Origin of the sequence: Burkholderia sp. Bp9140 (genome assembly GCF_003853425.1) — a bacterium.
Classification (GTDB): domain Bacteria; phylum Pseudomonadota; class Gammaproteobacteria; order Burkholderiales; family Burkholderiaceae; genus Burkholderia.
Genome location: NZ_QTPQ01000017.1, coordinates 60,795 through 87,703, shown reverse-complemented (window position 1 = coordinate 87,703; position 26,909 = coordinate 60,795). Strand labels below are relative to the sequence as shown.

Genomic DNA, 26,909 nt, shown 5'->3' with positions numbered 1-26,909 from the left:
GAAACGGTACAATGTCGCCCGTTTTCGTGACAGTAGTTTGACAATCTCTCAGGAATCCCATGTTCGGTCGATTCATGCCCACCGAGGGCAAGTTCTTTGAACTCTTCAACGCGCACGCCAAGCACATCGTGGCCGGCGGACGCGAACTCGAACTGCTGATCGACAATCTCGCCGACGCCGAGATTCACAAGCAAAACGTGCAAACCGCCGAGAAGGCCGCTGACAAGCTCACGCATGAAGCGATCGATCTGCTGCACAAGACCTTCATCACGCCGCTCGATCGCGACGAGATCCACAAGCTGATCACGACGATGGACGACATCCTCGACCTGATGGAGGACGTCGCGACGGCCGTGTCGCTGTACGACGTGCAGTCCGTCACGTCCGAGGCGAGCCAGCTCGCGCACATCGTCACGCAGTCGGCCCAGCACGTGCAGCAGGCCGTCGGCTTGCTGTCCGACATGAAGCAGTCGGCGCAGATCCTCAAGCAGTGCGAGGAGATCGACCGCTGGGAGTCGGAGGCCGATCGCGTGCTGCGCGCGGCAATGTCGAAGCTGTTCCGCGAGGAAGACGACGTGAAGACGCTCATCAAGCTGAAGGCGATCTACGAGCTGCTCGAAGAGATCACCGACAAGTGCGAGGACGTCGCGAACATCATCGAAGGCATCGTGCTGGAAAACGCCTGAGCGGACCACGATGCATTCGATACAACTCGCCCTATGGATGGTCGCGACGCTGGTGCTCGTCGCGCTCGTATTCGACTTCATGAACGGCTTTCACGACGCGGCGAACTCGATCGCCACGGTCGTGTCGACCGGGGTACTGAAGCCCCAGCAGGCCGTGGTGTTCGCGGCCGCGTTCAACGTCATCGCGTATTTCATCTTCCACCTGAAAGTTGCACAGACCGTCGGCAAAGGCACGATCGACCCCGAGATCGTCGACCACTACGTGGTGTTCGGCGCACTCGTCGGCGCGATCGGCTGGAACGTGATCACGTGGTACTACGGGATTCCGTCGAGCTCGTCGCATGCGCTGATCGGCGGCCTCGTCGGCGCGGCGCTCGCGAAGTCGGGCTGGGGTTCGCTGAACATCGACGGGTTGCTGAAGACGGTTGCGTTCATCTTCATCTCGCCGCTGCTCGGCTTCATTCTCGGCTCGCTGTTCATGCTCGGTGTTTCGTGGCTGTATTTCCGCACCGCGCCCAGCAAGGTCGACCGGCGGTTCCGCCGGCTGCAATTGCTGTCGGCCGGGCTGTACAGCCTGGGCCACGGCGGCAATGACGCGCAGAAGACGATCGGCATCATCTGGATGCTGCTGATCGCGTCGGGCTACGCGTCGGCGACGTCCGATGCGCCGCCCGCGTGGGTGATCGGCGCGTGCTATCTGTCGATGGGCCTCGGCACGCTGTTCGGCGGCTGGCGCATCGTGCGCACGATGGGCCAGAAGATCACGAAGCTCAAGCCGGTCGGCGGTTTCTGTGCGGAAACCGGCGGCGCGATGACGCTGTTCCTCGCATCGTTCCTCGGCATTCCGGTGTCGACCACGCACACGATCACCGGTGCGATCGTCGGCGTCGGCGCGACGCAGAAGCTGTCGGCCGTGCGCTGGGGCGTCGCCGGCAACATCGTGTGGGCGTGGGTGCTGACGCTGCCGGCGTCCGCGCTGTTCGCGGCCGGCGGCTGGTGGCTCGGGCACCAGATCTTCTGATTCCGCCGCTGCCGGACACGAAATGCGCCGCAAGCCGAAAGGTTGCGGCGCATTTTCTTTGGTGGTCGGGAAGGGGGCGGCCCATGGCGGGGCCGCCGCCGGGGATGCGCCGCGTCAGTAAGTTCCGTTCGCGAAGCGGGCGATCGGATCGTCCGCCGTGCCGGTGCGCGGACTGACGGGCGCGGATTGCGTCGACGCCCGCAGCACCTGCACGGGTTCGGTGGTGCGCGGCGACGGTGCGGTGGCCGCGGGCGGCGGTTCGTCATCGAACGCGGCCGCCTGGGCGGCTGTCAGTGCCGTCGTCGGAATCTGCGTGCCGACCTCTGCCGGGCCGGCCGGTGCTGCATTCGCGGTCAGGGTGGTCAGGTCGCCGTTCGCCGAGGTTGCCTGCTGCCGGGCGGCTTGCACGCGCGGCGGCGGTTCGTACGGATCGGCGGCGGGCACGGCTGCCGGGGCAACCGCGGCGGTCGCCACGACCGGAGCGGGCGACGGAGTCGCTCCGGCTTGCGACGGCGCATAGGCCGGCTGTCGCGGCGCGGCGGCCGTGACGACAGCGGCCGGTGCGGCCGCCGGCGCGTCGCGCCGTGCCTCGTAGGTCGGCGCATCGAATGGCGTCGGCGTGCCGCGCGGCGGCGCGACGCGGCGAATGCCGTCGAAGCGCTTGGCCCAGTACGGGTTCGTCAGGTAATCGAGCCGCACGGTGCCGCCGGTCGACGGCGCGTTGACGAAGCGCAGCTTGCCGACATAAATGCCGACGTGCGAGTGCGGGCGTCCGGTCGTGTTGAAGAAGATCAGGTCGCCCGGCGCGACCTGGTCGGGGTCGATCGACACGCCGCGGCTGCTCATGTCGGCGGTCGTGCGCGGCAGGTCCACGTCGGCCGCGCGGCCGATCACGTAGCGCACGAGCCCGCTGCAGTCGAAGCCGCTCGTCGGCGTGTTGCCGCCCCAGCGATACGGCACGCCGACGAGGCTCATCGCCTGGATCGAGATTTCTTCCTGACCGACGCTGTGATCGACGAACTTCGGGAAATTGGCGGGCGCCGGGAACGCGCGCGGCGTCGTGATCTTCATGCCGGAGGTGCGCGATGCCGACTGCGGCGGCACGCTGGAGCAGGCCGCGAGCAGTGAAACGACGGCGACGGGAACCCAGATTCGAAGCATGACAAGGCGGACGAGCGCGGCGCGCTCGCGAATCGTATGACAACAGACAGACCCGATGGTAGACGTTCCGGCGGGGCTTAGGCAACCATTCCTGAGAATTTACTTGAAGTTTCGTGCGTAAGTGAGGTCGTTGCGTAACGAAGCATGACCAACGATTCCGACCCCATAAATAAAAACGGCGCTCCGGGAACGGAGCGCCGCATGGCGTCGAAGGCCGGCGAGGAGCCGGCGTATCGCGTTACAGGATGTCCGACGCGTAGTCGGCGAGCCGCGAGCGTTCGCCGCGTGCGAGCGTCACGTGGCCGCTGTGGCCCCAGCCCTTGAAGCGGTCGACGACGTAGGTGAGGCCCGAACTGCCTTCGGTCAGGTAAGGCGTGTCGATCTGCGCGATGTTGCCGAGGCACACGATCTTCGTGCCGGGGCCCGCGCGCGTCACGAGCGTCTTCATCTGTTTCGGCGTCAGGTTCTGCGCCTCGTCGATGATTAGGTACTTGTCGACGAACGTGCGGCCGCGCATGAAGTTCATGCTCTTCACCTTCAGGCGCGAACGGATCAGTTCCTGCGTCGCCGCACGGCCCCATTCGCCGGCTGCGTCGTCGGTCTTCTGCAGCACTTCGAGGTTGTCGTCGAATGCACCCATCCACGGCTGCATCTTCTCTTCCTCGGTGCCGGGCAGGAAACCGATGTCCTCGCCGACGGGCACGGTCGCGCGCGTCACGATGATCTCGTTGTAGCGCTTGTCGTCGAGCACCTGCGCGAGGCCGGCCGCGAGCGCGACGAGCGTCTTGCCGGTGCCGGCCTGGCCAAGCAGCGTGACGAAGTCGATCTCGGGGTTCATCAGCAGGTTCAGCGCGAAGTTCTGCTCGCGGTTGCGCGCGGTAATGCCCCACACGTTGTTCTTGTGGTGGCTGTAGTCGCGCAGCGTCTGCAGCAGCGCCGTCTTGCCGTTCAGCTCGCGGACGATCGCGTGGAACGTCGGTTCGCCGTTCTGCGGCTCGAGATAGACGAACTCGTTGACGAGCATCGACGCGACGAGCGGGCCCGTCACGCGGTAGTACGTGGTGCCAGTCTTCGTGTCCTGCCAGCTCTCCATGCCCTTCGCGTGCCTGGTCCAGAAGTCCTGCGGCAGTTCGCGCACGCCGGAATACAGGAGGTCCTTGTCCTCGAGTACCTGGTCGTTGAAGTAGTCTTCCGCGGGCAGGCCGAGCGCATGCGCCTTGATCCGCATGTTGATGTCTTTCGACACCAGCACGACCTGGCGGTCCGGCCGGTCGCGCTGCAGTGCGCGCACGACGCCGAGGATCTGGTTGTCGGCCTTGCCTTCCGGCAAACCTTCGACCGGCGCGATGTCCGTGAGCTTCGTCTGGAAGTACAGGCGGCCGAGCGCCTCGCGGCTGCCGAGGCGCGACAGCGGAATGCCGGCCGAGATCGGGCCGCCGTCGGCGACCAGCGCGTCGAGCGTGCGGCTCACCTGGCGTGCGTTGCGCGCGACTTCGGACATCCCCTTCTTGTGGTTGTCGAGTTCCTCGAGCGTCATCATCGGCAGATAGACGTCGTGTTCCTCGAAGCGGAAGAGGCTGCTCGGGTCGTGCATCAGCACGTTGGTGTCGAGCACGAACAGCTTCTGCAGTTCGGCTTCGGCCGGCTTGCGGCTGCGCGACTTTGTCGCGGCGCCGGCATCGCGCGCGGGTGCCGCGGCAGGCTTCCCGGCAGCGGGCTTGTCGTGACGCGCGACGACCGGCGCGGCGGGGGCTGCGGGTGCCGCGGGTTCGGCCGGCGCCTGCATCGGCTGCAGCAGGGCAGCCGTCTGCCTGGTCTTGCGGCTGCGTGCGGGCGTGCCTGCGGCGTCTTGCGCCGACGATGCGACGGCGCGCAGCGGCGCGGCCGTGTTCGCGGCTTCGGTCATCGGTTGGGCCACGCTGGCCGGGCCATAGTCACCGGCTGTGGATGCGTCCCCTTCGGCGGATTTCTTCGCGGCTTTCGCGGGCCGCGCTTTCGCCTTGTATTCGTCGGGCGGCAGCAGGCTGCCGAGCTTGCTGGGGGGAGTAGGCAAAGGCATGGTGTCCCTCGGGAGGAATCGTGTCGCATGAAGTGCGCCGCTGATCGCATCCTGCGTGACGTAGACGCATGCAGTTTGCGCGCGGTGGCGCACAGGAATTTCGTCTAGCCGGTTCGCCTAGGTGTCGATCAGCTCCTTGACAGGGTGAGGGCCGGACCGAGGGCCGGCGCGCAGTCCATAAAAAAAGCCGCTGCCCCGTCGACAGGGACATGCGGCTCGGCTGATGCCGTCGTGATGCGCGTCAGGTGCCAGGAAGCATCGCAACGGGCACCGGCGCAGCTACGAGAAATATGGGGCGAACTGGCATTCATTGCGGCCCAATATAACGCGCCTCAAAGCGCTTGTACAGCACTTAGCACGTCGTCCACGTGACCGGGCACCTTGATGCCGCGCCATGCGTGGCGAAGCACGCCGTCGGCGTCGATGAGGAACGTCGAGCGCTCGATTCCGCGCACTTCCTTGCCATACATTTTCTTCATCTTGATGACATCGAACAGCGCGCACAGCGCTTCATCGGCATCGGAAATCAGCGGGAACGGCAGTTCCAGCTTTGCCTTGAAATTGTCATGCGAGCGCAGGCTGTCGCGCGACACGCCGATGACTTCGGCGCCGGCCTTCTTGAACTTCGGATAGAGATCGCGGAACTGCAGGCCTTCGGTCGTGCAGCCCGGCGTGTTGTCCTTCGGATAGAAATACAGGACGAGCTTCTTGCCCTTCAGGTCGGACAGCGAAATGTCGCCGCCCGTCGCCGGCGCGGTGAAATCGGGAACTTGACGGTCAACTTCGACGGACACGTGTTTCTCCTGTTGTTATGGAAAGGCGCCGCTCGGGCGGCGCGGTTCGGCGGGGCGCCGCGGCGGCACGCCGCAAGGGCGGCGCCGGCGCGCGCGAACTCAGTCGGGCTGGACGATCAGTTCGCCGGAGCGGCCGGGGATCTCGCCCCACGTGACAGGGTACGATGGCAGCGAGTCGCGGTCCAGCGTCGCGTGGTAATCGCCCATCGTCGCAAACGTATGGCCCTGCGCGCGCCAGCCGGCGAGCAACTGCTCGAACACGGGCGCGAGCTTCTGGCCTTCGAGTTCCGCATGCAGCGTGAACACCTGGTCGTGCGGATTGGTTTCCGTGAACTTCAGGATGTGCGCGGCGACGTTGTGCGTGTCGATGCCGTCGATGCCGAGCACTTCGTCGAGCGTCGGCAGCGAGGTCGGCATCTGCACGTGCGACAGCGTGCGGCCGCCGACCACGGGCAGGTACGGCGAATGGCCGCGACCGTCGGATGCGTAGCGCATCCCCCATGCGTCGATCTGCTCGAACGCCGCGTCGTTCATCTGCCAGCCGGCCGCGCCGTGCGTGACGGGCGGCGCGCCGAAGATGTCGATGAAGCGCGCGTGGCTCTTCTGCATTTCACGCGCGGTCCAGTCGCGATCGCGCATGCGCACGTTGTCCTGCCAGTACACGTGATCCCACGTATGGATCCCGCATTCGAAGCCGGCCTCGTGGATCGCGCGCATGTCGGCGATCGCGCGGCGGCCGATGTCGGGGCCCGGCAGCAGCACGCCGTACATCAGCTGCTTCACGCCGTAATGCTCGACCACCGACGTGCGCGACACCTTCTTCAGGAAGCCGGGGCGGAACACGCGCCGCAGCGCCCAGCCCGTGTGATCGGGCCCGAGGCTGAAGAGGAAGGTCGCGCGCGCACTGAAGCGGTCGAAGATGCGCGCGAGGTTCGGCACGCCTTCGCGTGTGCCGCGCAGCGTGTCGACGTCGATCTTGAGAACGATGCGAGCCAAGCGAGCGTCCCGATCAGCCTTGCTGTTCGACGAGCGCGCGCGCGTCGGCGACGTGGCCGCGATACGCTTCGAAGATGTTGCGCAGTGCGTCGTCGAACGTGGCTTGCGGCGCCCAGCCGAGTTCCTGCATCGTGTTGTCGATCTTCGGCACGCGGTTCTGCACGTCCTGGTAGCCGTTGCCGTAGTACGCGCCGGATGTCGTCTCGACGAGCTTCACCTGCTTGGCCGAATCGGCGTACTCGGGGAATTCCGCTGCCAGCTCGAGCATCTTGTGCGCGAGTTCGCGAACCGAGAAGTTGTTCTTCGGATTCCCGATGTTGTAGATCTTGCCCGACGCGACACCGTCCTTGTTCTCGATGATCTTCATCAGCGCACTGATGCCGTCGCCGATGTCGGTGAACGCGCGCTTCTGCGAGCCGCCGTCGACGAGGCTGATGTTCTCGCCGCGCACGATGTGGCCGAGGAACTGCGTGACCACGCGCGAGCTGCCTTCCTTCGGCGTGTAGATCGAGTCGAGGCCCGGCCCGATCCAGTTGAACGGACGGAACAGCGTGAAGTTCAGGCCTTCCATCCCGTAGCCCCAGATCACGCGGTCCATCAGCTGCTTCGAGCATGCGTAGATCCAGCGCGGCTTGTTGATCGGGCCGTAGGTGAGCGCCGATGCGTCCGGATCGAACTGCTCGTCCGAGCACATGCCGTAGACCTCGGAGGTCGACGGGAACACGAGGTGCTTGCCGTACTTGACGGCCGAACGCACGATCGGCAGGTTCGCCTCGAAGTCGAGCTCGAACACGCGCAGCGGCTGCTGGACGTAGGTCGCGGGCGTCGCGATCGCCACGAGCGGCAGGATCACGTCGCACTTCTTCACGTGATACTCGACCCACTCCTTGTTGATCGTGATGTCGCCTTCGAAGAAGTGCATCCGCTCGTGGTTGACGAGGTCGCCCAGCCGATCGGTCTGCATGTCCATGCCGAACACTTCCCAATCGGTGGTTTCAAGAATGCGCTTCGACAGGTGATGGCCGATGAAGCCGTTCACACCCAGGATCAGGACTTTTTTTGCTTTCATGAATGACGGGAAGAATGAATGAACTGCGCGAATTCCGCGGGCGTCACGACGGATTCGCTGCCGTCGCGCTGCTGCCACAGCTCGAGAATGGATAGGGCGCGGCTGTCGCCGCAGACGCCGAATAGCGCATTATCGCTTACGTGCAGGCCGGGCGGCAAATCCGCTGCGGCCGCGGCGAGCGCGCTGCCGGGCGCCGCGAGGCGCGCGCGGGCGATCACGAAACGCGTGCCGCCGATGTCGGTGAACGCGCCCGGATACGGGGGCGCGACCGCGCGCACCAGGTTGTAGACCTGCGCGGCCGGCTTCGACCAGTCGACGCGGCCGTCCTCCGGCTTGCGCCCGCCGTGGTAGCTGCCGCTCGCGAGATCGTTCGGCAGGTGCGGCGCATCGCCCGCGAGCAGCGCGGGCAGCACGCGCCAGAGCGTCTGCTCGGCGGCGACCGTCACCTTGTCGAACACCTGCGTGGCCGTGTCGTCGGGCAGGATCGGCACCGCGGTCTGGCCGATGATCGCGCCGGCGTCCGGCTTGGCGGCCATCTCGTGCAGCGTCGCGCCGGTTTCCGTTTCGCCGTTCAGCACGGCCCAGTTGGTCGGTACCCGACCCCGGTATTTCGGCAGCAGCGAACCGTGCATGTTGTACGCGCCGCGCGGCGCGATCGCGAGCAGGTCCACCGGCAGCATGTGGCGGTAGTAGAAGGAGAAGATGAAGTCCGGCTGCGCGTCGGACACCGCGCGGCGCAGCGCCGGGTCGGCGGGGTCGGCCGGCGTGACGACCGGAATCCCGTGCTCGGCGGCGACCGACGCGACGCTGCCGAACCAGATGTTCTCGTTCGGGTTGTCCTCGTGCGTGACGACGAGCGCGACGTCGACGCCGCGTGCCAGCAGTACCTGCAGGCAGCGCACGCCGACGTTGTGATACGCGAAGACGACGGCGCGCGGCTTCATTGCGCGGCCCCCGTGCGGTTCGTGGCGGCCGGCACCGCCGGCATGCCGTCGTGCTGTTCGAGCACGGCCTGGATCAGGTAGCGCGGCCGTGCACGCACCTGCTGGTAAATGCGGCCGACGTATTCGCCGAGCAGGCCGAGCGCGAAAATGATCACGCCGAGCAGGAAGAACGTGATCGCGAACAGCGTGAACACGCCTTGCACTTCCGCGCCGACGATGAAGCGGCGCACGAGCAGCAGCACGAACAGCGCGGCGGAGCCGAGCGACAGGATCACGCCGATGAACGACAGCCACTGCAGCGGCACGACCGAGAAGCCCGTCACGAGGTCGAAGTTCAGCCGGATCAGGCTGTACAGCGAGTACTTCGACTCGCCCGCGAAGCGTTCCTCGTGCGCGACCTCGATTTCGGTCGGTTTCTGCGCGAACGTGTAGGCCAGCGCGGGGATGAACGTGTTGACTTCGCCGCACACGTTGATCGTGTCGATGATGCGGCGGCTGTACGCGCGCAGCATGCAGCCCTGGTCGGTCATCTTGATCCGCGTGATGCGCTCGCGCAGCCGGTTCATCATCTGCGACGCCTTGCGCCGCCACAGGCTGTCCTGACGCTGCTTGCGGATCGAGCCGACGTAGTCGTAGCCCTCGCGCATCTTCGCGATCAGCTTGCCGATTTCTTCCGGCGGGTTCTGCAGGTCGGCATCGAGCGTGATGACGATCTCGCCGTGCGACTGCGCGAAGCCGGCGAGGATCGCCATGTGCTGGCCGTAGTTGCCGTTGAGCAGCACGACGCGCGTCGTGTCGGGGCGCACGTGGAACTGGTCTGCCAGCATCGCGGCCGAGCGGTCGCGGCTGCCGTCGTTGATCAGGATCACTTCGTACGACGTGCCGAGTGCGTCGAGTGCCGGGTAGAGCCGCGCGAACAGCGCAGCCAGGCCGTCTTCCTCGTTGTACACGGGGATGATGACCGATACCTCCGGGTTCGCGGCGCCCGGATGCCCGGCGCGTGCTTCAAGGTGATTCATGTACGCTTATTTTCCGTATTGTTCGCAAATGTGGTTGATGGCGTCGGCCACGCGACGCACGTCGTCTTCCGTCATCTGCGTGAAGAGCGGCAGCGTGACGGTCGATGCGCCGTACCGTTCGGCGTGGGGGAACATGCCCTCCTTGAAGCCGCGCGCACGGTACAGCGTGAAGAGATGGACGGCCGGGTAGTGGACGCCCGTGCCGATCCCGCGTTCCTTCATCTGCGCCATGAAATCGGCGCGCGAGATCGACAGCCGGTCGAGCGGCAGCGTGACCTGGAACATGTGCCAGTTGCTGTTCTCGAAATCGGCGACGGGCAGGCCGAGCCCGAGCTCCACGGCCGGGCCGCCGTCGAGCGCGGCGAAATACGCGCGCGCGAGTGCGCGGCGCTGCGCGGTGAAGCGCGCGAGGTGCGGCAGCTGGCCGAGGCCGACCCGGGCGGCGACGTCGGTCAGGTTGTACTTGCCGCCGAGCACGTCGCAGTCCATCCCGTCGAAGCCGGTGCGCGTGATGCCCTGCAGCCGGTACTTCTGCGCGAGCGTCGCCTCGGCCTCGTTGTTCAGCACGAGCGCGCCGCCTTCGATCGTCGTCAGGTTCTTGTTCGCGTGGAAGCTGAACGACACGATGTCGCCGAGCGCGCCGATCCGCTGGCCTTTCCACGTCGAGCCGAGCGCCTGCGCGGCGTCCTCGATCACGCGCAGGTTGTGCGCGCGTGCGATCGCGTACAGGCGGTCCATGTCGACCGGCAGGCCGGCCAGGTAGACCGGGATGATCGCCTTCGTGCGCGGCGTGATCGCCTGCTCGAGCTTGTCGAGGTCGATGTTGCGCGTGACGGGGTCGATGTCGGCGAACACGGGCGTCGCGCCGGTCTCGAGGATCACGTTGCTGGTTGATACCCACGTCGCCGGCGTCGTGATCACTTCGTCGCCCGGGCCGACGCCCGCAATGCGCAGACCGATCTCGAGCGTGCAGGTGCCCGAATTGAACGCACGGACCGGACGGCCGCCGCAATACTCGGACAGCGCGGCTTCGAATTTCTGGCTCTGCGGGCCGGTGGTGATCCAGCCCGAGCGCAGCACGTCGACGACGCCCTGGATGGTTTCCTCATCGATCTCGGGGCGGGTGAACGGCAGAAACGGAGCGGTAGTCTGGCTCATGAACGCGTTGGTCTGTAATGGCGTGTAATAAAGGGGTCGGGCGATCCGGCCCGAAACCGGCATTAAACACCGGTTGGCGGATTCGTACCGTGATTTTTTGTAGGCGGACGCTTAACGTGCGCCGGGCCCGCCGCGCGCGCTCAACTGCGCGCGAGCACGAGCACGCCGATCAGAATGATGCCGATGCCGACGAGCCGCTGGACCGACAGCACTTCGCCGAACAGGTACCAGGCGGCGAATGCGTTGACCACGTAGCCGAGCGACAGCATCGGATACGCGATCGACACGTCGACCCGCGACAGCCCGAGAATCCAGACGACGACGCTCAGCACGTAGCAGCCGAGGCCGCCGATGATCGGCAACTGGGTCGCGATCTTCAGGCCGACCGGGACGATGTTCGCACGGCTGAATTCGAAGTGTCCAACGGCGTTGACGCCGGCCTTCAGCAGAAGTTGCGCACAGGCGTTGAGCATCACGCCGGTGATGATGCAGACGAACGAAACGGGATTCATGCGGTGGACATCCTTACGATTGCGGTTTCTCGACGATCACGCGGCGGTTGTCGCGCGCGATCACGCGCATCGGCACGCCTTGCCTGACCAGCGTGTCGTACTGGCCGGGCGGCATGATCGCGAGCGCATGGGTTTCCTGCTTCCAGCGTTCGATCCATTGGTCGACGGTCGGGATCCATTTGTTCGGCTCGACCGAGATCCCGAAGGCGAGCTCGTCCTGGCGCTGGACCATGATCGTCGTGTGGCCCATGTAGAACGGGAACGTGTGATCGAGCATCTCGATCGAGTAGAACGGCGTGTCGGGCGGCAGCTTCGCCAGTTCGGCGCGCACGGCGGGCGCGAGCAGCGCGCCCGAGCTGTAGCGGCCGAATTCGTCGTGGCCGGTGCCGCCGATCGTGCCGAACGCGAGCCACGCGGCGCCGAACGCGGTGATCGCCGCCGCGACGCCCACGCGGCGGTTCAGCCAGGCAGCCGCGAGCGTCAGCGCGGCCGCGACGGCAAGGCCTGCGTACAGCCACATCTGGAACGCGCGGTACAACGCGTTCGGCGTGCGGGCGTCGCCCTGGTAGGCAAGGAAGATGATCCCGAACGCCGCGACGACGAAGAACACGAGATAGCCGAGCAGGTGACGACGGAACCGCTCGGCGGTCAGCAGCGGCAGGTACGCGCCGATCATCAGCGCGAGCGCCGGCGCGACCGGCAGCACGTACGAGATCAGCTTCGAATGCGACGCGCTGAAGAACAGGAAGATGAACGCGCTCCAGGTCAGCAGCACGAGCATCGGGGAGAAGCCGTTCGGCTGGCGCGGCATGCGCAGCGCATGGCGGATGCTCTGCCACGCGACCGACAGCCATGGCAGGAAGCCGACCAGCAGCACCGGCACGAAATAGTAGAGCGGGCCCGGGCGGTTCTGTTCCGGGGTCAGGTACCGGCGGAACTGCTGAACGATGAAGAAGAAGTTGAAGAACTCGGGGTTGCGCTGCTGGACGAGCACGAACCATGGCGTGACGATCGCGAAGAAGATCACGAGGCCGCTCACCAGGTACAGCCGCTTCCACAGCGCCCAGTCGCGGGCGATCAGCGTATAGAGCACCAGCACGGCGCCGGGCAGGATCAGGCCGACGAGGCCCTTGGACAGCACGGCGAACGCCATCGCGGCCCAGCACGTCCACATCCAGCCGCGCACCGCGCCCGCGGGCAGCCCGGGGCGCTGCGCGAGCAGCAGCGAGCAGAGCGACAGCGTCATCCAGAACGCGAGCCCCATGTCGAGCGCGTTGAAGTGGCCCATCAGGTTCCAGTACGGCGAGCACGCGAGCACGACGGCCGCGAGGAGGCCCGACAGCGGGTTGAACAGGCGCGCACCGGTGAAGCCGACCAGCAGCACGCCGGCGAAGCTGACGAGGCCCGTGTAGAGGCGCGCCTGCCATTCGCCGATGCCGAACCACGCGAACGTCAGCGCGTTCAGCCAGGTCTGCAGCGGCGGTTTCTCGAAGTACTTGTAGCCGTTGTAGCGCGGCGTGATCCAGTCGCCGGTGACGAACATTTCCCGCGCCATCTCCGCGTAGCGGCCTTCGTCGCTCGGGATCAGGTGGCGCAGCCCGAGCGGCGCGAACCAGACGATCGCGAGCGCGGCGAGCAGGAGGACGAGCGTGATGCGATTGAGCGGTAGCCTCGACGGCGTATCGTTCATGGATTTTCAGCCTGTTGGTTGTTGTGATGGGCCGCCGGCGGGTTACGCCGGGGGCGGGCGGCTCGCCGGTTATCGATCCGGGTGATGATCCGGGGATCGACCCGGTGTGCCGGCCCGAGTTTTACCGCATCGGGGATTAACGTTCAATTAAGAGCGCGGCGGCGACTTTGCGGCCTTCGGCCATCAGGATGTTGTAGGTGCGGCAGGCGGCCTGGAAATCCATCGTTTCGACGCCGATCCGCTTGGCCGTGAGCGCGGCCACGAGCCGCGGGTGCGGGAAGCGCAGCCGCGCGCCGCTGCCGAAGATCACGAGTTCGGGCGCCGGGTCGAGCAGCATCGCGAAATGCTCGGGCGCGAGCGCGTCGAACGACGACACAGGCCAGTCCCGCACCGGTGCGCCGGGCAGCACGATGACGCTTCCTTCGTGGCGTTGGAGGTTGACGTCGACATAATCGGGGCCGTAGCCGGTGACGGTGTTGAGCGCGCCGCTCGTGTCCTGGTGCAGTTTCAAATCGGTATTCCGCGGTTCCGTGGAGGGAATGTCTGGCAAGGGCCGCACGGGCCCGGGGCGGCCGGTTTCGCGACCGGCGCACGCGGGGGCGCCTGACGGCGCGGGCCCGGAGCGGCCATGGTGCATTGCGAAAGTCGGCCAAAATCCGCTAAATTATAACTTTTTGGTCGCCCCCGGGCGCCACTTGCATCGGGCGCCGCCACAAGCCGCGTCCGACCGCCCGCTTTTTTCCCAGTCTAGACAGCGCGCACAGACCGGCCGCTCTCCAGTTTTGATCCCGTCCCCCGGCCGCAAGGCCAACCCAGGAACCGTGTCGTCGTGAAACCGATTCAGAAGTCGAACAAGCTGCTCAACGTCTGCTACGACATCCGTGGCCCGGTGCTCGAGCACGCGAAGCGCCTCGAGGAAGAAGGCCATCGCATCATCAAGCTGAACATCGGCAACCTCGCGCCGTTCGGGTTCGATGCGCCGGACGAGATCATCCAGGACATGATCCGCAACCTGCCGGCGTCGTCCGGCTATTCGGATTCGAAGGGCGTGTTCTCGGCTCGCAAGGCCGTGATGCACTACACGCAGCAAAAGGGCGTCGTCGGCGTCGGCCTCGACGACATCTACATCGGCAACGGCGCGTCCGAGCTGATCGTGATGGCGACCCAGGCGCTCCTGAACGACGGCGACGAGGTGCTGCTGCCGGCGCCCGACTATCCGCTCTGGACGGCCGCCGTGAGCCTGTCGGGCGGCACGCCCGTGCACTACGTGTGCGACGAGCAGAACGCGTGGATGCCCGACCTCGACGACATCCGCCGGAAGATCACGCCGAACACCAAGGCGATCGTCGTGATCAACCCGAACAACCCGACCGGCGCGCTTTATTCCGACGAATTGCTGCTCGAGCTGCTCGAGATCGCGCGCCAGCACGGGCTGATCGTGTTTGCCGACGAGGTCTACGACAAGATCGTCTACGACGGGCTCGAGCACACCGCGCTGGGTTCGCTGTCGGAAGACGTGATCACCGTCACGTTCAACAGCCTGTCGAAGAGCTATCGCTCGTGCGGCTACCGCGCGGGCTGGATGGCCGTGTCGGGCCTCGGCGGCGACAATCGCCGGCGCGCGAAGGATTACCTGGAAGGCCTGGGGATCCTGTCGTCGATGCGCCTGTGCGCGAACGTGCCCGGGCAGTTCGCGATCCAGACCGCGCTCGGCGGCTACCAGAGCATCAACGAGCTGATCGTGCCGAGCGGGCGCCTGTACAAGCAGCGCGATCTCGCGTACGACATGCTCACGTCGATCCCCGGCGTGACCTGCGTGAAGCCGCAGGCCGCGCTGTACATGTTCCCGCGCCTCGATCCGAAGCTCTATCCGATCCAGAACGACCAGCAGTTCATCCTCGACCTGTTGCTCGAGGAACGCGTGCTGCTCGTGCAGGGGACGGGCTTCAACTGGGCGGACCCGGATCATTTCCGCGTGGTGTTCCTGCCGAACCTCGACGACCTGACCGATTCGATCAACCGGATCGCGCGCTTCCTCGACGGCTACCGCAAGCGCCATTCGGTCTGAGCGGACCGATTCCCCCCGGCATTCATTCACTCTTACTCATCGATCACACGCAGCATGGAACCGATCAAAGTTGGCCTGTTGGGCTTCGGCACCGTCGGCAGCGGCACCTTCACGGTGCTGCACCGCAACCAGGAAGAAATCAAGCGACGCGCGGGGCGCGGCATCGAGGTTGCGCGCATTGCGGTGCGCAACCCGGCCAAGGCGCGGGCTGCGCTCGGCGATAACGCCGGCGCCGTGCAGATCACCGACGATTTCAACGCGGTCGTCGACGATCCGTCGATCGCGATCATCGCCGAGATGATCGGCGGCACGGGCATCGCGCGCGAGCTCGTGCTGCGCGCGATCGCGAACGGCAAGCACGTCGTGACGGCGAACAAGGCGCTGCTCGCGGTGCACGGCACCGAGATCTTCGAGGCCGCGCGCGAACAGGGCGTGATGGTCGCGTTCGAGGCGGCCGTCGCCGGCGGCATCCCGATCATCAAGGCGCTGCGTGAAGGCCTGACCGCCAACCGCATCCAGTACATCGCGGGCATCATCAACGGCACGACGAACTACATCCTGTCGGAAATGCGCGACCGCGGGCTCGACTTCGCGACCGCGCTGAAGGCCGCGCAGGAGCTCGGCTACGCGGAAGCCGATCCGACCTTCGACATCGAAGGCGTCGACGCCGCGCACAAGGCGACCATCATGAGCGCGATCGCGTTCGGCGTGCCGGTCCAGTTCGACCGTGCGTACGTCGAAGGCATCAGCAAGCTCGACGCGACCGACATCCGCTACGCGGAAGAGCTCGGCTACCGGATCAAGCTGCTCGGCATCACGCGCCGCGCCGAAAACGGCATCGAGCTGCGCGTGCACCCGACGCTGATCCCGGAGAAGCGCCTGCTCGCGAACGTCGAAGGCGCGATGAACGCGGTCGTCGTGCACGGCGACGCGGTCGGCACGACGCTGTACTACGGCAAGGGCGCGGGCGCGGAACCGACCGCGTCGGCGGTCGTCGCGGATCTCGTCGACGTCACGCGCCTGCATACGGCCGACCCCGAGCATCGCGTGCCGCACCTCGCGTTCCAGCCGGACAGCCTGTCGAACACGCCGATCCTGCCGATCGACGAAGTGACGAGCGGCTACTACCTGCGCCTGCGCGTGGCCGACCAGACGGGCGTGCTCGCCGACATCACGCGCATCCTCGCCGCATCGGGCATCTCGATCGACGCGCTGCTGCAGAAGGAGTCGGAACAGGTCGACGACGCGAACGGCGAAACCGACATCATCCTGATCACGCACGTCACGCTCGAGAAGAACGTCAATGCGGCGATCGCGCAGATCGAGAACCTCCCGACGGTGGTCTCGAAGGTGACGAAGCTGCGCATGGAAGCGCTGAACTGAGGACCCGGAACGACATGAACTACATCTCCACGCGCGGCGCCGGCATCGGCGAGCGCCACACGTTCTCCGACATCCTGCTCGGCGGTCTCGCGAAGGACGGCGGGCTGTACCTGCCGGCCGAATATCCGCAGGTGTCCGCCGACGAGCTCGCGCGCTGGCGCACGCTGCCGTATGCGGATCTCGCGTTCGAGATCCTGTCGAAGTTCTGCGACGACGTGCCGGCCGAGGACCTGCGCGCGATCACGCGCCGCACGTACACGGCCGCCGTGTACAGCAACACGCGCCACGGCGAGAACGCGTCCGACATCACGCCGCTGAAGACGCTCGGCACCGAGAGCGGTGCGGCGCTGTCGCTGCTCGAACTGTCGAACGGCCCGACGCTCGCGTTCAAGGACATGGCGATGCAACTGCTCGGCAACCTGTTCGAGTACACGCTCGCGAAGCACGGGCAGACGCTGAACATCCTCGGTGCGACGTCGGGCGACACGGGCAGCGCGGCCGAATACGCGATGCGCGGCAAGGCCGGCGTGCGCGTGTTCATGCTGTCGCCGCACAAGAAGATGAGCGCGTTCCAGACGGCCCAGATGTTCAGCCTGCAGGATCCGAACATCTTCAACCTCGCGGTCGAAGGCGTGTTCGACGACTGCCAGGACATCGTCAAGGCCGTGTCGAACGATCACGCGTTCAAGGCGCAGCAGAAGATCGGCACGGTCAACTCGATCAACTGGGCGCGCGTCGTCGCGCAGGTCGTGTACTACTTCAAGGGCTATTTCGCGGCGACGCAGTCGAACGACGAGCGCGTGTCGTTCACGGTGCCGTCGGGCAACTTCGGCAACGTCTGCGCGGGCCATATCGCGCGGATGATGGGCCTGCCGATCGCGAAGCTCGTGGTCGCGACCAACGAGAACGACGTGCTCGACGAGTTCTTCCGCACCGGTGCATATCGCGTGCGCAGCGCGGAGAACACATATCACACGAGCAGCCCGAGCATGGACATCTCGAAGGCGTCGAACTTCGAGCGCTTCGTGTTCGACCTGCTCGGCCGCGATCCGGCACGCGTGATGCAGCTGTTCCGCGACGTCGAGGAGAAGGGCGGTTTCGACCTCGCGGCGAGCGGCGATTTCGCGCGCGTGGCCGAATTCGGCTTCGTGTCGGGCAGCAGCAGCCACACGGACCGCATCGCGACGATCCGCGACGTCTTCTCGCGCTACGACACGATGATCGATACGCATACGGCCGACGGCGTGAAGGTCGCGCGCGAGCATCTCGACGCGGGCGTGCCGATGGTCGTGCTCGAGACGGCCCAGCCGATCAAGTTCGGCGAGACGATCCGCGAGGCGCTCGCTCGCGAGGCCGAGCGGCCGGCCGCATTCGACGGGCTCGAGGCGCTGCCGCAGCGTTTCGAGGTCGTGAAGGCCGACGCGCAGCAGGTGAAGGACTTCATCGCCGCGCATACGGGCGCGTAACGCAGCGCCGGGCTGCCGGGTTCCCAGCCCGGCGGCGCGGGACGGCCGGAATGCCGATTCGTCGCACGGATCGGGGTTCCGGCCGTTTCGTTTGGTGGCGGCCATGCGCATGCGTGCCGTCCGATGCCGCGCGAAACAAGTGCCAGTGCAGCGCGTTCGCGCCGATCACAGTTTTCGCATGTCCGCCATATCGCGCGTGGGCGCGACGGCGTCGCTACAATGACGTATTGACACCAACGATCCCCGATTCCATCGATGTCGAACCCGAATCCCGCGGCGCCGCGCGCGCCGATGCTGTCGACCGCCGAAGCGCTCGCCGCGCTGCTCGATGCCGCGAAGCCGCTGCCCGGCGCCGAAACCGTCGCCACGCTCGATGCGCTCGGCCGCGTGCTGGCGGCCGACGTGAGTTCGCCGCTCGACGTGCCGCCGATGCATACGAGCGCGATGGACGGCTATGCGGTGCGAGTCGCCGACCTGCTGCACGGCGAGCGGCGCCTGCCGGTGTCGCAGCGGATTCCGGCAGGCCATCCGGCCGCGCCGCTCGCGGCCGGCACGGCCGCGCGGATCTTCACCGGCGCGACGGTGCCGCCCGGCGCCGACGCCGTCGTGATGCAGGAGCAGACGGCGGCCGACGGCGATGCGGTCGAGATCCTGCACACGCCGAAGGCCGGTGAATGGATCACCGCGCAAGGCGCGGACATCCGCCAGGGTTCGGTGATCCTGCCGGCCGGCACGCGGCTCACGCCGCAGGCGCTCGGCCTCGCCGCATCGGTCGGCCGCGCGCAGCTGCCGGTCGCGCGGCGGATTCGCGTCGCGGTGTTCTTCACCGGCGACGAACTGACGATGCCGGGCGAGCCGCTCAAGCCCGGCGCGATCTACAACTCGAACCGTTTCACGCTGCGCGGGCTGCTCGAGCGGCTCGGCTGCCATGTGACCGACTACGGGATCGTGCCCGACTCGCTCGCCGCGACCCGCGACACGCTGCGCGAGGCCGCGCGCGATCACGACGTGATCCTGACGAGCGGCGGCGTATCGGTCGGCGACGAGGATCACGTGAAGCCGGCCGTCGAGGCCGAAGGGCGGCTCGCGCTGTGGCAGATCGCGATGAAGCCCGGCAAGCCGCTCGCGTTCGGTGCGCTCCGCCGCGGCGACGAGCGCCCCGACGCACACTTCATCGGGCTGCCGGGCAACCCCGTGTCGAGCTTCGTCACGTTCCTGCTGTTCGTGCGGCCGTTCCTGCTGCGCCTGTCCGGCGTGCGCGACGTCGCGCCGCGCGCGCTGTCGCTGCGCGCGGACTTCTCGCAAGGCAAGGGCGACCGGCGCAACGAGTTCCTGCGCGCACGCGTCAATGCGGCCGGCGGCCTCGACCTGTTCCCGAACCAGAGTTCGGCGGTGCTGACGTCGACGGTCTGGGGCGACGGCCTGATCGACAATCCGCCGCAGCACGCGATCAGCGCGGGCGAGACCGTGCGTTTCATTCCGTTTTCCGAACTGCTGTCGTAACGCGACGGCTTCCCGACCTATGAAGATTCAACTGAAATTCTTTGCAAGCGTGCGCGAGGCGCTGGGCGTGTCCGATGAGCAGGCCGACGTGCCGGACGGCGTGACGACCGTCGGCGACGTGCGTGCGTGGCTGCGCCTGCGCGGCGGTGCGTGGGCCGAAACGCTCGCCGAAGGGCGCGCGTTGCGTATGGCGTGCAATCACGAGATGACCAACCCTGACACGCGGCTCACCGATGGTTGCGAGGTCGCGTTCTTTCCGCCGGTAACGGGCGGTTGAGGGAGGCCGGGCGATGGCTACGGTACGAGTCCAGACCGGCGATTTCGACCTGGGCGCCGAAGTGGCGGCATTGCGCGCGCGCAATCCGAAGATCGGCGCGGTCGCGTGTTTCGTCGGCACGGTGCGCGACCTGAACGAAGGCGATTCGGTCGCCGCGATGGAGCTCGAGCACTATCCGGGGATGACCGAGAAGGCGCTCGAGAAGATCGCCGCCGAAGCCGGCCGGCGCTGGCCCGGGATCGACGTCGCGATCGTGCATCGCGTCGGCCGGCTGCTGCCGCTCGACCAGATCGTGATGGTCGCGACGGTCGCGTCGCACCGCGGCGATGCGTTCGCGTCGTGCGAGTTCGTGATGGATTACCTGAAGACCGAGGCGCCGTTCTGGAAGAAGGAAACGACGCCGGACGGCGAGCGCTGGGTCGATGCCCGCAGCACCGACGACGCGGCGCTTGCGCGCTGGGGCGTCGAATCGGGCAACACGCCGCGCTGAGCGCGCGTTCGGGTCGTGCGGCGATGTGCCGCAGGCGGCTCGATTGTCGCGAGCCGGTCAAGCGTCCGGATCGGCGCCGCGCCCGATGATCCTCGTCGGAAACGGCTCGCCGCGGGCGCGTGACGGCAGCGCATGCGGATCGTCGCCCGCGTCGCGGCGGCGCGGCGCGATCGCATCGAGCAACGCCTGCTGCTCGGGCGGAATCTGATAATCCCAGCCGAAGCGGCTCAACTGCAGGCTCTGCGCGATCCGCAGCGCGGGTTCCATGAAGCGGATCGCAGCGGGCGGCGTGTAGCGGCCCTCGACGGTTTTCAGGAACAGCGACAGCCAGCGGCTGAAATGCGCGGGCTCGATCCCGTCGAGCGGCTGGTGCGCCTGCTGCACGTTGCCGCGATAGCCTTTGGTGCCGAGCACGAGGCTCGACCAGAAGCTGACCATCTTCGGCAGATGGTCGTCCCAGCGGCCGTCCAGCTTCGCGTCGAACACGGGCCCGAGCAGCGGATCGGCGCGCACGCGGTCGTAGAACGCGTAGACGAGGTCGCGGATATTGTCTTCGGTCGGTTCGGCGTCGCGAGGGCGGGCCGGTGCGGTATCGGGCGAGGCGGGCAGGGCGGTCATGGCAAAAAGGGCCGGAAAATCGGGGCGTCGGCGGCGCATCGGCGCGGTGCCGCTGGAACGGCGGCGCGGGCAACGCGCAGGACGCCGACAGGATTTTGACGCAAAATAGCGTCCACCAACGCCTGAAAAATGTGTGGATGCCATGCATCTTATTGCGCGCAGGCCGTCCCGGCAACCCGGCGCCGTCAAGCGGCTCCGAGAGCCGGTCCGGCGCGCGCGTCGATTGCCCCGGCTTGCACAATCGGGGCACGATCGATAATTTTCCGTATTCGCTCATGAGACTCACCGACTACACCGACTACTCGCTGCGCGTCATGCTGTACCTCGCCGTGCGCGGCGAGGGGCTCGCGACGATCCAGGAGATCTCGGACGCCTACGGCATTTCGAAGAACCATCTGATGAAGGTCGTCCAGCAGCTCGGCGAGCTTGGCTGGGTCGATACCGTCCGCGGCCGCAACGGCGGGCTGCGGCTGTTCCCCGAATCGCTGAAGCTGACGGTCGGCCAGGTGGTGCGCGCGACCGAGAGCGATTTCGCGCTGGTCGGCTGCTTTGCGGCCGACGGCGGCGAGTCGCGCGGCTGCGTGATCGAGCCGCAGTGCCGCCTGAAGGGCGTGCTGGCGGCGGCGCGCGATGCGTTCTTCGCCGAACTCGACCGCCACACGCTCGGCGAGCTGGCCGTGCCCGCGTCGCCGCTCATCGCGTTGCTGGGCATTCGTCCGATTGCACTGGTGCGTGCCGGGCCGCTCGAGGATGACGCACCTGCCTCCGCCGAATCACCGTCGAAGGCCGGCTGACACGCCGGCGCAGCACCCTCTCATCCGGCTGCGGCGAGCCCGCAGGCCGCCGCGTCGCCGCCCGGCAATGTTTGTGCTGAATCAACCTGAATTTCGCTTGAAACCCGTATAACCATCCTCATCTTGGTGTTAATCGAAAATTGGAGGTCTCACTCAATGAGAATCGACAAGCTCACCACCAAGTTCCAGGAAGCAATCGCGGACGCGCAGAGCCTCGCGGCAGGCCGTGACAATCAATACATCGAACCCGTTCACGTGCTGGCCGCGCTGGTCGCGCAGCAGGACGGCTCCGCCCGCTCGCTGATGTCGCGCGCAGGCGTTCACGTGCAGGCGCTGCAAGGCGCGCTGAACGAGGCGATTTCGCGCCTGCCGCAAGTGACGGGCACGGGCGGCGACATCCAGGTCAGCCGTGATCTGGCGGGGCTGCTGAACCAGGCCGACAAGGAAGCGCAGAAGCTCAACGACACGTTCATCGCGAGCGAGATGTTCCTGCTCGCCGTGTCCGACGACAAGGGCGAAGCCGGCAAGCTGGCCCGCCAGCACGGCCTCACGCGCAAGGCGCTCGAAGCCGCGATCGCCGCGGTGCGCGGCGGCTCGCAGGTGCACAGCCAGGACGCGGAAAGCCAGCGCGAGGCGCTGAAGAAATACACGGTCGACCTGACCGAGCGCGCCCGCGCGGGCAAGCTCGATCCGGTGATCGGCCGCGACGACGAAATCCGCCGCTCGATCCAGATCCTGCAGCGCCGCACCAAGAACAACCCGGTGCTGATCGGCGAGCCGGGCGTCGGCAAGACCGCGATCGTCGAAGGGCTCGCGCAGCGGATCGTCAACGGCGAAGTGCCCGAGACGCTGAAGGGCAAGCGCGTGCTGTCGCTCGACATGGCTGCTCTGCTCGCCGGCGCGAAATATCGCGGCGAGTTCGAGGAGCGCCTGAAGGCCGTGCTCAACGACATCGCGAAGGACGAAGGCCGGACGATCGTGTTCATCGACGAGATCCACACGATGGTCGGTGCCGGCAAGGCCGAAGGCGCGATGGACGCGGGCAACATGCTGAAGCCGGCGCTGTCGCGCGGCGAGCTGCACTGCATCGGCGCAACCACCCTCGACGAATACCGCAAGTACATCGAGAAGGACGCCGCGCTCGAGCGCCGCTTCCAGAAGGTGCTCGTCGACGAGCCGAGCGTCGAGGCGACGATCGCGATCCTGCGCGGGCTGCAGGAGAAGTACGAACTGCACCACGGCGTCGACATCACCGACCCGGCGATCGTCGCCGCGGCCGAACTGTCGCATCGCTACATCACCGACCGTTTCCTGCCGGACAAGGCGATCGACCTGATCGACGAGGCTGCCTCGAAGATCAAGATGGAAATCGATTCGAAGCCCGAGGAGATGGACAAGCTCGACCGTCGTCTGATCCAGCTGAAGATCGAGCGCGAGGCCGTGAAGAAGGAGCAGGACGAAGCGTCGCAGAAGCGCCTGCAGCTGATCGAGGAAGAGATCGAGCGCCTCGGCCGCGAGTATGCGGACCTCGAGGAGATCTGGACCGCCGAGAAGGCCGCGGTGCAGGGCAGCGCGCAGCTCAAGGAAGAGATCGAGAAGGCGCGGGCCGACATCGCCCGTCTGCAGCGTGAAGGCAAGCTGGAGAAGGTCGCCGAACTGCAGTACGGCAAGCTGCCGCAGCTCGAGTCGCAACTGAAGCAGGTCACGCAGGCCGAAGAGCAGGAGCAGCACAACCCGACGCGTCCGCGTCTGCTGCGCACGCAGGTCGGCGCCGAGGAAATCGCGGAAGTCGTGTCGCGCGCAACCGGGATTCCGGTGTCGCGGATGATGCAGGGCGAACGCGAGAAGCTGCTGCACATCGAGGAAAAGCTGCACGAGCGCGTGGTCGGCCAGCACGAGGCGATCAGCGCGGTCGCGGATGCGATCCGTCGTTCGCGCGCGGGTCTCGCCGATCCGAACCGTCCGTACGGCTCGTTCCTGTTCCTCGGCCCGACGGGTGTCGGCAAGACCGAGCTGTGCAAGGCGCTGGCGTCGTTCCTGTTCGATTCGGAAGATCACCTGATCCGCATCGACATGAGCGAGTTCATGGAGAAGCACAGCGTCGCGCGGCTGATCGGCGCGCCGCCGGGCTATGTCGGTTATGAGGAAGGCGGCTACCTGACGGAGGCCGTGCGCCGCAAGCCGTACAGCGTGATCCTGCTCGACGAGATCGAGAAGGCGCATCCGGACGTGTTCAACGTGCTGCTGCAGGTGCTCGACGACGGTCGCATGACCGACGGGCAGGGGCGTACGGTCGACTTCAAGAACACGGTGATCGTGATGACGTCGAACCTCGGCTCGCAGGTGATCCAGGCCCTGACGGGTTCGCCGCAGGAAGAGATCAAGGACGCCGTGTGGCTCGAGGTGAAGCAGCACTTCCGTCCGGAATTCCTGAACCGGATCGACGACGTCGTCGTGTTCCACGCGCTCGATCGCAGCAACATCGAATCGATCGCGAGGATCCAGCTCGCCCGCCTGCACGACCGGCTCGCGAAGCTCGACATGGCGCTCGACGTGTCGCCGGCGGCGCTCGAACAGATCGGGAAGGTCGGCTACGATCCGCTGTTCGGCGCGCGGCCGCTGAAGCGCGCGATCCAGCAGGAGATCGAGAACCCGGTCGCGAAGCTGATCCTCGCGGGCCGCTTCGGTCCGAAGGACGTGATCCCGGTCGACGTCAACGACGGCAAGTTCGTGTTCGACCGCGTCGTGCACTGATCGCCGGTGATCGGCCGCACGCCCGGTTCGCGCCGGGCGCGCAAAAACAAACACCCCGCCTCAGAGCGGGGTGTTTGCATAGGGAGCGGCCGAAACCGCTGCCGCGGCTGTCGGCCGGCGCTGTCCGGGCTCAGGCCTGCTTGTTGCCGCCGAACATGCCGGCGAGCTGCGTGAGCGTGCCGAGCACGTTCGACGTGTCGACCTGGCCGCCGGCCGGCACTTCGCCGTTCGGCGTCGCGCCGTTGACGACGTGCGGCAGCACCTGCGCGAGGATCGACGATGCCTGGGACGGATCGATGCCGACCTTGCTCGCGAGCGCACCGACGATGTCGGAGCCGAGCACGTTCTGCAGCGTGTCGGCCGAGATCGGCTGGTTTTCGCCGGTGCCGACCCACGAGCCGATGATGTCGCCGGCGCCGCCGGCCTTGAACTTCTCGATCAGCCCGTTCAGGCCACCCGGCTGGTTGTTGATGAATTCGAGCGCGGTCGTGATGAGTGCGCTTTGCGAGTTGCCGCCGGCCTGGCCGCCGATCAGACCGCCAACGATGTCGAGGAGACCCATGGTTCTTCACCTTCACTGAAAAGGGCGCCGCAACGACGGCGCCCGTTGATCGAATGCCGCGCGCACGCCGTCGCGCGCGCGGCGCACATCAGGCGCCCGACGCCGCGGCGGCGGAGGCTGCCTTGTCCTTCTTGCTCTTCTTCTTCGAACCCTTCGTCGCCTGCGTGGACGACGCTGCGGCCGGCGCGCTCGCGCCCGCGTCGGCGGATGCCGCCGCGGCTGAGGCCGTCTTGTCCTTCTTCGATGCGCGTTTGCTCTTCGCCGGCTTGGCTGCTGCTTCCGGTGCGCTCGCGGACGGCGCCGGTGCCGTCGCCGTCGTGCCGGCCGTCGCGGTCGTCGATGTCGAGGCGGTGCCTGCCGACGTCGTGGCCGACGTGGTCGCCGACGTCGTCGCGGCCGGCTTCGACAGCTTCACGCCCTTCGGTGGCGTCGACGAGCCGCCGATCGTCAGGCCGTTTTCCTCGAGATGCCCGACCGACTTGGTGCCGAGACCCTTCACGCGGTTCGCGAGATCGTCCGCGTCCTTGAACGGGCCGTTCTTGGTGCGTTCGTCGACGATCGCCTTCGACTTCACGGGCCCGAGCCCCTTCACCGATTCGAGCGCGGCCTGGTCGGCCGTGTTGACTTCGACGGCCGCGGCGAGGCCGGCGGCGAGCGACAGCGACAGCGCGACGAACAGCATCAGCAGCTTCTTCAGCATGGCAAAGGCTCCCTGGTTCTGACGGATGAATGGCTGTTGCAACGGACGGCGGGGTGAGGCCTGGCCGGGCGTCGCCGTTAAGCATAGGACAAATGCGTGCCCTTTTTGAGACAAGCTGACCGAATCTTGCTGAAGGCTTGCGTTGCTGTAAAGACGGAAAGCCACGCCGGACGACGGTTTTGACCATTCTTTACGGTGTCCGCGAAGGTGTGCGCGGCGGGGACTGCGGATTGTCGTACTTGGCGGTTCGATGATGCTTGACTTAGAGTGAACTCTAACTCCTAACCTTGCTCCTGCCATGTCGAAAACCGTATCCAGACCTTCCGCCGCCGGTCCGCTGACGATCGGGCAAGTCGCCGAACTGACCGGCGTGTCGACGCATACGCTGCGGTATTACGAGCAGGCCGGCCTGCTGCGCGCGATTTCGCGCACGGCGGCCGGGCACCGGCTCTATGCGCCGGCCGACCTTGACTGGCTTGCCTTCGTGATGCGCCTGAAGGCGACCGGCATGCCGATCGCGCAGATGCAGCAGTTCGCGGCGCTGCGTGCGGAGGGCGAGTCGACGTTCGGTGCGCGGCGGCGGTTGCTGGTCGCGCATCGCGACGCGGTGCGCGCGCATATCGCGGAGCTGCAGGCGAGCCTCAACGTGATCAGCGACAAGATCGAGAACTATGAGGCACAGGAGCGGGATATGGCACGACGGGCAAAACCTTCTCACTCTCCATCGGAACAGGACGGACACAATGGAACGACTCGTTGAAGACCGCTACACCCGCGGCTGGAACAAACTGAAGGAAATCGACGGCGAAGTGGGTGAGCGCGTGATTGCGGCCCTCGCACCGATCGCGCCGGATTTCGGACGGCTGATCGTCGAGTTCAGCTTCGGCGACATCTACAGCCGGCCGCAACTCGACCTGAAAGCGCGCGAAATCGCGACGATCGCGGCGCTGGCCGCGCTCGGCAATGCGCAGCCGCAGCTGAAGGTGCATATCGAGGCCGCGCTGAACGTCGGCTGCACGCGCGACGAGATCGTCGAGGTCTTCATGCAGATGGCCGTATACGCGGGTTTCCCGGCCGCGCTCAACGCGCTGTTCGCCGCGCACGAGGTGTTCTCGCGGCGTGACGAAGGGGCCGGCAAGGCCGGAGCGGCGAGCGAAGCGGCTGGGCAGGCCTCATGATGGAGCG

The 26,909-nt window shown here is 66.6% G+C and carries 26 protein-coding genes and 1 pseudogene; 13 read left to right on the top strand and 14 right to left on the bottom strand.

Going from position 1 to position 26,909, the window contains the following annotated elements; genetic code table 11:
• The first annotated feature begins 59 nt into the window (after positions 1-59).
• Together DIE21_RS16095 and DIE21_RS16090 are read left to right on the top strand one after the other, a co-directional pair.
• On the top strand, positions 60-686 hold the full coding sequence (locus DIE21_RS16095; protein WP_046545887.1) for a DUF47 domain-containing protein: 627 nt from the start codon (positions 60-62) through the stop codon (positions 684-686).
• A gap of 10 nt (positions 687-696) precedes the next feature.
• Positions 697-1,707 carry an inorganic phosphate transporter gene (locus DIE21_RS16090; protein ID WP_124498627.1) on the top strand — a complete coding sequence of 337 codons (1,011 nt, stop codon included), beginning with the start codon at positions 697-699 and terminating at the stop codon, positions 1,705-1,707.
• A 114-nt stretch (positions 1,708-1,821) separates the two neighbouring features.
• Here DIE21_RS16090 and DIE21_RS16085 read toward each other — a convergent pair whose 3' ends face one another.
• Together DIE21_RS16085 and DIE21_RS16080 are read right to left on the bottom strand one after the other, a co-directional pair.
• Positions 1,822-2,868, bottom strand: a complete 1,047-nt coding sequence (locus DIE21_RS16085; RefSeq protein ID WP_124498626.1) for a C40 family peptidase — start codon at positions 2,866-2,868, stop codon at positions 1,822-1,824.
• Between the two features lie 238 nt (positions 2,869-3,106).
• A complete protein-coding gene (locus tag DIE21_RS16080) occupies positions 3,107-4,927 on the bottom strand; it encodes a PhoH family protein (protein ID WP_124498625.1) in 1,821 nt (606 codons plus the stop codon).
• On the opposite strand from DIE21_RS16080, the pseudogene DIE21_RS38155 reads away from it, so the two are divergent.
• Positions 4,823-5,067 (top strand): annotated as a pseudogene (locus DIE21_RS38155) (hypothetical protein); the annotation flags it as partial. The gene DIE21_RS16080 and the pseudogene DIE21_RS38155 overlap by 105 nt on opposite strands.
• Positions 5,068-5,259: 192 nt before the next feature.
• Here DIE21_RS38155 and DIE21_RS16070 read toward each other — a convergent pair.
• From DIE21_RS16070 to DIE21_RS16030, 9 genes are all read right to left on the bottom strand, one after another.
• A complete protein-coding gene (locus DIE21_RS16070) occupies positions 5,260-5,721 on the bottom strand; it encodes a peroxiredoxin (RefSeq protein ID WP_014896859.1) in 462 nt (153 codons plus the stop codon).
• Positions 5,722-5,820: 99 nt separating this feature from the next.
• Positions 5,821-6,717 (bottom strand): polysaccharide deacetylase family protein, encoded by an 897-nt coding sequence (locus tag DIE21_RS16065; protein WP_124498624.1) that lies wholly within the window; start codon positions 6,715-6,717, stop codon positions 5,821-5,823.
• Positions 6,718-6,730: 13 nt separating this feature from the next.
• Positions 6,731-7,786: a bifunctional UDP-4-keto-pentose/UDP-xylose synthase gene (locus tag DIE21_RS16060; RefSeq protein WP_006482864.1), complete on the bottom strand. Its 1,056-nt coding sequence runs from the start codon at positions 7,784-7,786 to the stop codon at positions 6,731-6,733.
• Positions 7,783-8,730 carry a formyltransferase gene (locus DIE21_RS16055; RefSeq protein ID WP_124498623.1) on the bottom strand — a complete coding sequence of 316 codons (948 nt, stop codon included), beginning with the start codon at positions 8,728-8,730 and terminating at the stop codon, positions 7,783-7,785. Before DIE21_RS16055 ends, DIE21_RS16060 begins: the two co-directional genes overlap by 4 nt.
• On the bottom strand, positions 8,727-9,749 hold the full coding sequence (locus DIE21_RS16050; protein WP_124498622.1) for a glycosyltransferase: 1,023 nt from the start codon (positions 9,747-9,749) through the stop codon (positions 8,727-8,729). The genes DIE21_RS16055 and DIE21_RS16050 overlap by 4 nt, the downstream gene beginning before the upstream one ends.
• Before the next feature lie 6 nt (positions 9,750-9,755).
• Positions 9,756-10,907, bottom strand: a complete 1,152-nt coding sequence (locus tag DIE21_RS16045; protein WP_124498621.1) for a DegT/DnrJ/EryC1/StrS aminotransferase family protein — start codon at positions 10,905-10,907, stop codon at positions 9,756-9,758.
• 140 nt (positions 10,908-11,047) lie between these two features.
• On the bottom strand, positions 11,048-11,419 hold the full coding sequence (locus DIE21_RS16040; RefSeq protein ID WP_124498620.1) for an EamA family transporter: 372 nt from the start codon (positions 11,417-11,419) through the stop codon (positions 11,048-11,050).
• Between the two features lie 13 nt (positions 11,420-11,432).
• Positions 11,433-13,109 (bottom strand): glycosyltransferase family 39 protein, encoded by a 1,677-nt coding sequence (locus tag DIE21_RS16035; RefSeq protein ID WP_124498619.1) that lies wholly within the window; start codon positions 13,107-13,109, stop codon positions 11,433-11,435.
• A 136-nt stretch (positions 13,110-13,245) separates the two neighbouring features.
• On the bottom strand, positions 13,246-13,620 hold the full coding sequence (locus tag DIE21_RS16030; protein WP_006754746.1) for an Mth938-like domain-containing protein: 375 nt from the start codon (positions 13,618-13,620) through the stop codon (positions 13,246-13,248).
• 318 nt (positions 13,621-13,938) lie between these two features.
• Between DIE21_RS16030 and DIE21_RS16025 the strand changes: the two genes are divergently transcribed.
• The 6 genes from DIE21_RS16025 to DIE21_RS16000 all read left to right on the top strand — a co-directional run bounded on the left by DIE21_RS16025 (position 13,939) and on the right by DIE21_RS16000 (position 20,296).
• Positions 13,939-15,177 carry a pyridoxal phosphate-dependent aminotransferase gene (locus DIE21_RS16025; protein ID WP_124498618.1) on the top strand — a complete coding sequence of 413 codons (1,239 nt, stop codon included), beginning with the start codon at positions 13,939-13,941 and terminating at the stop codon, positions 15,175-15,177.
• Positions 15,178-15,231: 54 nt separating this feature from the next.
• On the top strand, positions 15,232-16,560 hold the full coding sequence (locus tag DIE21_RS16020) for a homoserine dehydrogenase (RefSeq protein ID WP_124498617.1): 1,329 nt from the start codon (positions 15,232-15,234) through the stop codon (positions 16,558-16,560).
• Between the two features lie 14 nt (positions 16,561-16,574).
• Positions 16,575-18,026: a threonine synthase gene (thrC, locus tag DIE21_RS16015; protein ID WP_124498616.1), complete on the top strand. Its 1,452-nt coding sequence runs from the start codon at positions 16,575-16,577 to the stop codon at positions 18,024-18,026.
• 255 nt (positions 18,027-18,281) lie between these two features.
• A complete protein-coding gene (gene glp, locus DIE21_RS16010; RefSeq protein WP_124498615.1) occupies positions 18,282-19,529 on the top strand; it encodes a gephyrin-like molybdotransferase Glp in 1,248 nt (415 codons plus the stop codon).
• Between the two features lie 19 nt (positions 19,530-19,548).
• Complete coding sequence (gene moaD, locus DIE21_RS16005; protein ID WP_124498614.1) at positions 19,549-19,806, top strand: molybdopterin converting factor subunit 1; 258 nt, start codon at positions 19,549-19,551, stop codon at positions 19,804-19,806.
• A gap of 13 nt (positions 19,807-19,819) precedes the next feature.
• A complete protein-coding gene (locus tag DIE21_RS16000) occupies positions 19,820-20,296 on the top strand; it encodes a molybdenum cofactor biosynthesis protein MoaE (RefSeq protein ID WP_124498613.1) in 477 nt (158 codons plus the stop codon).
• A gap of 57 nt (positions 20,297-20,353) precedes the next feature.
• Here the strand turns inward: DIE21_RS16000 and DIE21_RS15995 are convergent, their stop codons facing one another.
• Positions 20,354-20,914, bottom strand: coding sequence for a group III truncated hemoglobin (locus DIE21_RS15995; protein ID WP_124498612.1), 561 nt, complete (start codon positions 20,912-20,914; stop codon positions 20,354-20,356).
• Positions 20,915-21,189: 275 nt separating this feature from the next.
• Here DIE21_RS15995 and DIE21_RS15990 point away from each other — a divergent pair, with 275 nt between their 5' ends.
• On the top strand, positions 21,190-21,708 hold the full coding sequence (locus DIE21_RS15990) for an Rrf2 family transcriptional regulator (protein WP_124498611.1): 519 nt from the start codon (positions 21,190-21,192) through the stop codon (positions 21,706-21,708).
• Between the two features lie 156 nt (positions 21,709-21,864).
• Complete coding sequence (gene clpB / locus DIE21_RS15985; protein WP_124498610.1) at positions 21,865-24,462, top strand: ATP-dependent chaperone ClpB; 2,598 nt, start codon at positions 21,865-21,867, stop codon at positions 24,460-24,462.
• Between the two features lie 130 nt (positions 24,463-24,592).
• On the opposite strand, the gene DIE21_RS15980 is transcribed toward clpB, so the two are convergent.
• Both DIE21_RS15980 and DIE21_RS15975 read right to left on the bottom strand, forming a co-directional pair.
• Complete coding sequence (locus DIE21_RS15980; protein ID WP_124498609.1) at positions 24,593-25,024, bottom strand: YidB family protein; 432 nt, start codon at positions 25,022-25,024, stop codon at positions 24,593-24,595.
• A gap of 88 nt (positions 25,025-25,112) precedes the next feature.
• Positions 25,113-25,724, bottom strand: coding sequence for a helix-hairpin-helix domain-containing protein (locus DIE21_RS15975; RefSeq protein ID WP_124498608.1), 612 nt, complete (start codon positions 25,722-25,724; stop codon positions 25,113-25,115).
• 298 nt (positions 25,725-26,022) lie between these two features.
• Here DIE21_RS15975 and DIE21_RS15970 point away from each other — a divergent pair, with 298 nt between their 5' ends.
• A complete protein-coding gene (locus DIE21_RS15970; RefSeq protein WP_124498607.1) occupies positions 26,023-26,484 on the top strand; it encodes a MerR family transcriptional regulator in 462 nt (153 codons plus the stop codon).
• Complete coding sequence (locus tag DIE21_RS15965) at positions 26,468-26,902, top strand: carboxymuconolactone decarboxylase family protein (protein WP_124498606.1); 435 nt, start codon at positions 26,468-26,470, stop codon at positions 26,900-26,902. Before DIE21_RS15970 ends, DIE21_RS15965 begins: the two co-directional genes overlap by 17 nt.
• The last annotated feature ends 7 nt before the right edge of the window (positions 26,903-26,909 follow it).

What these genes read in the sequence shown, in the direction of transcription:
- DIE21_RS16095 (WP_046545887.1), top strand. Translation starts at nt 60, where the DNA reads ATGTTCGGTCGATTCATGCCCACCGAGGGCAAGTTCTTTGAACTCTTC.
- DIE21_RS16090 (WP_124498627.1), top strand. Translation starts at nt 697, where the DNA reads ATGCATTCGATACAACTCGCCCTATGGATGGTCGCGACGCTGGTGCTC.
- DIE21_RS16085 (WP_124498626.1), bottom strand. Translation starts at nt 2,868, where the DNA reads ATGCTTCGAATCTGGGTTCCCGTCGCCGTCGTTTCACTGCTCGCGGCC.
- DIE21_RS16080 (WP_124498625.1), bottom strand. Translation starts at nt 4,927, where the DNA reads ATGCCTTTGCCTACTCCCCCCAGCAAGCTCGGCAGCCTGCTGCCGCCC.
- DIE21_RS16060 (WP_006482864.1), bottom strand. Translation starts at nt 7,786, where the DNA reads ATGAAAGCAAAAAAAGTCCTGATCCTGGGTGTGAACGGCTTCATCGGC.
- DIE21_RS16055 (WP_124498623.1), bottom strand. Translation starts at nt 8,730, where the DNA reads ATGAAGCCGCGCGCCGTCGTCTTCGCGTATCACAACGTCGGCGTGCGC.
- DIE21_RS16050 (WP_124498622.1), bottom strand. Translation starts at nt 9,749, where the DNA reads ATGAATCACCTTGAAGCACGCGCCGGGCATCCGGGCGCCGCGAACCCG.
- DIE21_RS16045 (WP_124498621.1), bottom strand. Translation starts at nt 10,907, where the DNA reads ATGAGCCAGACTACCGCTCCGTTTCTGCCGTTCACCCGCCCCGAGATC.
- DIE21_RS16040 (WP_124498620.1), bottom strand. Translation starts at nt 11,419, where the DNA reads ATGAATCCCGTTTCGTTCGTCTGCATCATCACCGGCGTGATGCTCAAC.
- DIE21_RS16035 (WP_124498619.1), bottom strand. Translation starts at nt 13,109, where the DNA reads ATGAACGATACGCCGTCGAGGCTACCGCTCAATCGCATCACGCTCGTC.
- DIE21_RS16020 (WP_124498617.1), top strand. Translation starts at nt 15,232, where the DNA reads ATGGAACCGATCAAAGTTGGCCTGTTGGGCTTCGGCACCGTCGGCAGC.
- thrC (WP_124498616.1), top strand. Translation starts at nt 16,575, where the DNA reads ATGAACTACATCTCCACGCGCGGCGCCGGCATCGGCGAGCGCCACACG.
- glp (WP_124498615.1), top strand. Translation starts at nt 18,282, where the DNA reads ATGTCGAACCCGAATCCCGCGGCGCCGCGCGCGCCGATGCTGTCGACC.
- moaD (WP_124498614.1), top strand. Translation starts at nt 19,549, where the DNA reads ATGAAGATTCAACTGAAATTCTTTGCAAGCGTGCGCGAGGCGCTGGGC.
- DIE21_RS16000 (WP_124498613.1), top strand. Translation starts at nt 19,820, where the DNA reads ATGGCTACGGTACGAGTCCAGACCGGCGATTTCGACCTGGGCGCCGAA.
- DIE21_RS15995 (WP_124498612.1), bottom strand. Translation starts at nt 20,914, where the DNA reads ATGACCGCCCTGCCCGCCTCGCCCGATACCGCACCGGCCCGCCCTCGC.
- DIE21_RS15990 (WP_124498611.1), top strand. Translation starts at nt 21,190, where the DNA reads ATGAGACTCACCGACTACACCGACTACTCGCTGCGCGTCATGCTGTAC.
- clpB (WP_124498610.1), top strand. Translation starts at nt 21,865, where the DNA reads ATGAGAATCGACAAGCTCACCACCAAGTTCCAGGAAGCAATCGCGGAC.
- DIE21_RS15980 (WP_124498609.1), bottom strand. Translation starts at nt 25,024, where the DNA reads ATGGGTCTCCTCGACATCGTTGGCGGTCTGATCGGCGGCCAGGCCGGC.
- DIE21_RS15975 (WP_124498608.1), bottom strand. Translation starts at nt 25,724, where the DNA reads ATGCTGAAGAAGCTGCTGATGCTGTTCGTCGCGCTGTCGCTGTCGCTC.
- DIE21_RS15970 (WP_124498607.1), top strand. Translation starts at nt 26,023, where the DNA reads ATGTCGAAAACCGTATCCAGACCTTCCGCCGCCGGTCCGCTGACGATC.
- DIE21_RS15965 (WP_124498606.1), top strand. Translation starts at nt 26,468, where the DNA reads ATGGAACGACTCGTTGAAGACCGCTACACCCGCGGCTGGAACAAACTG.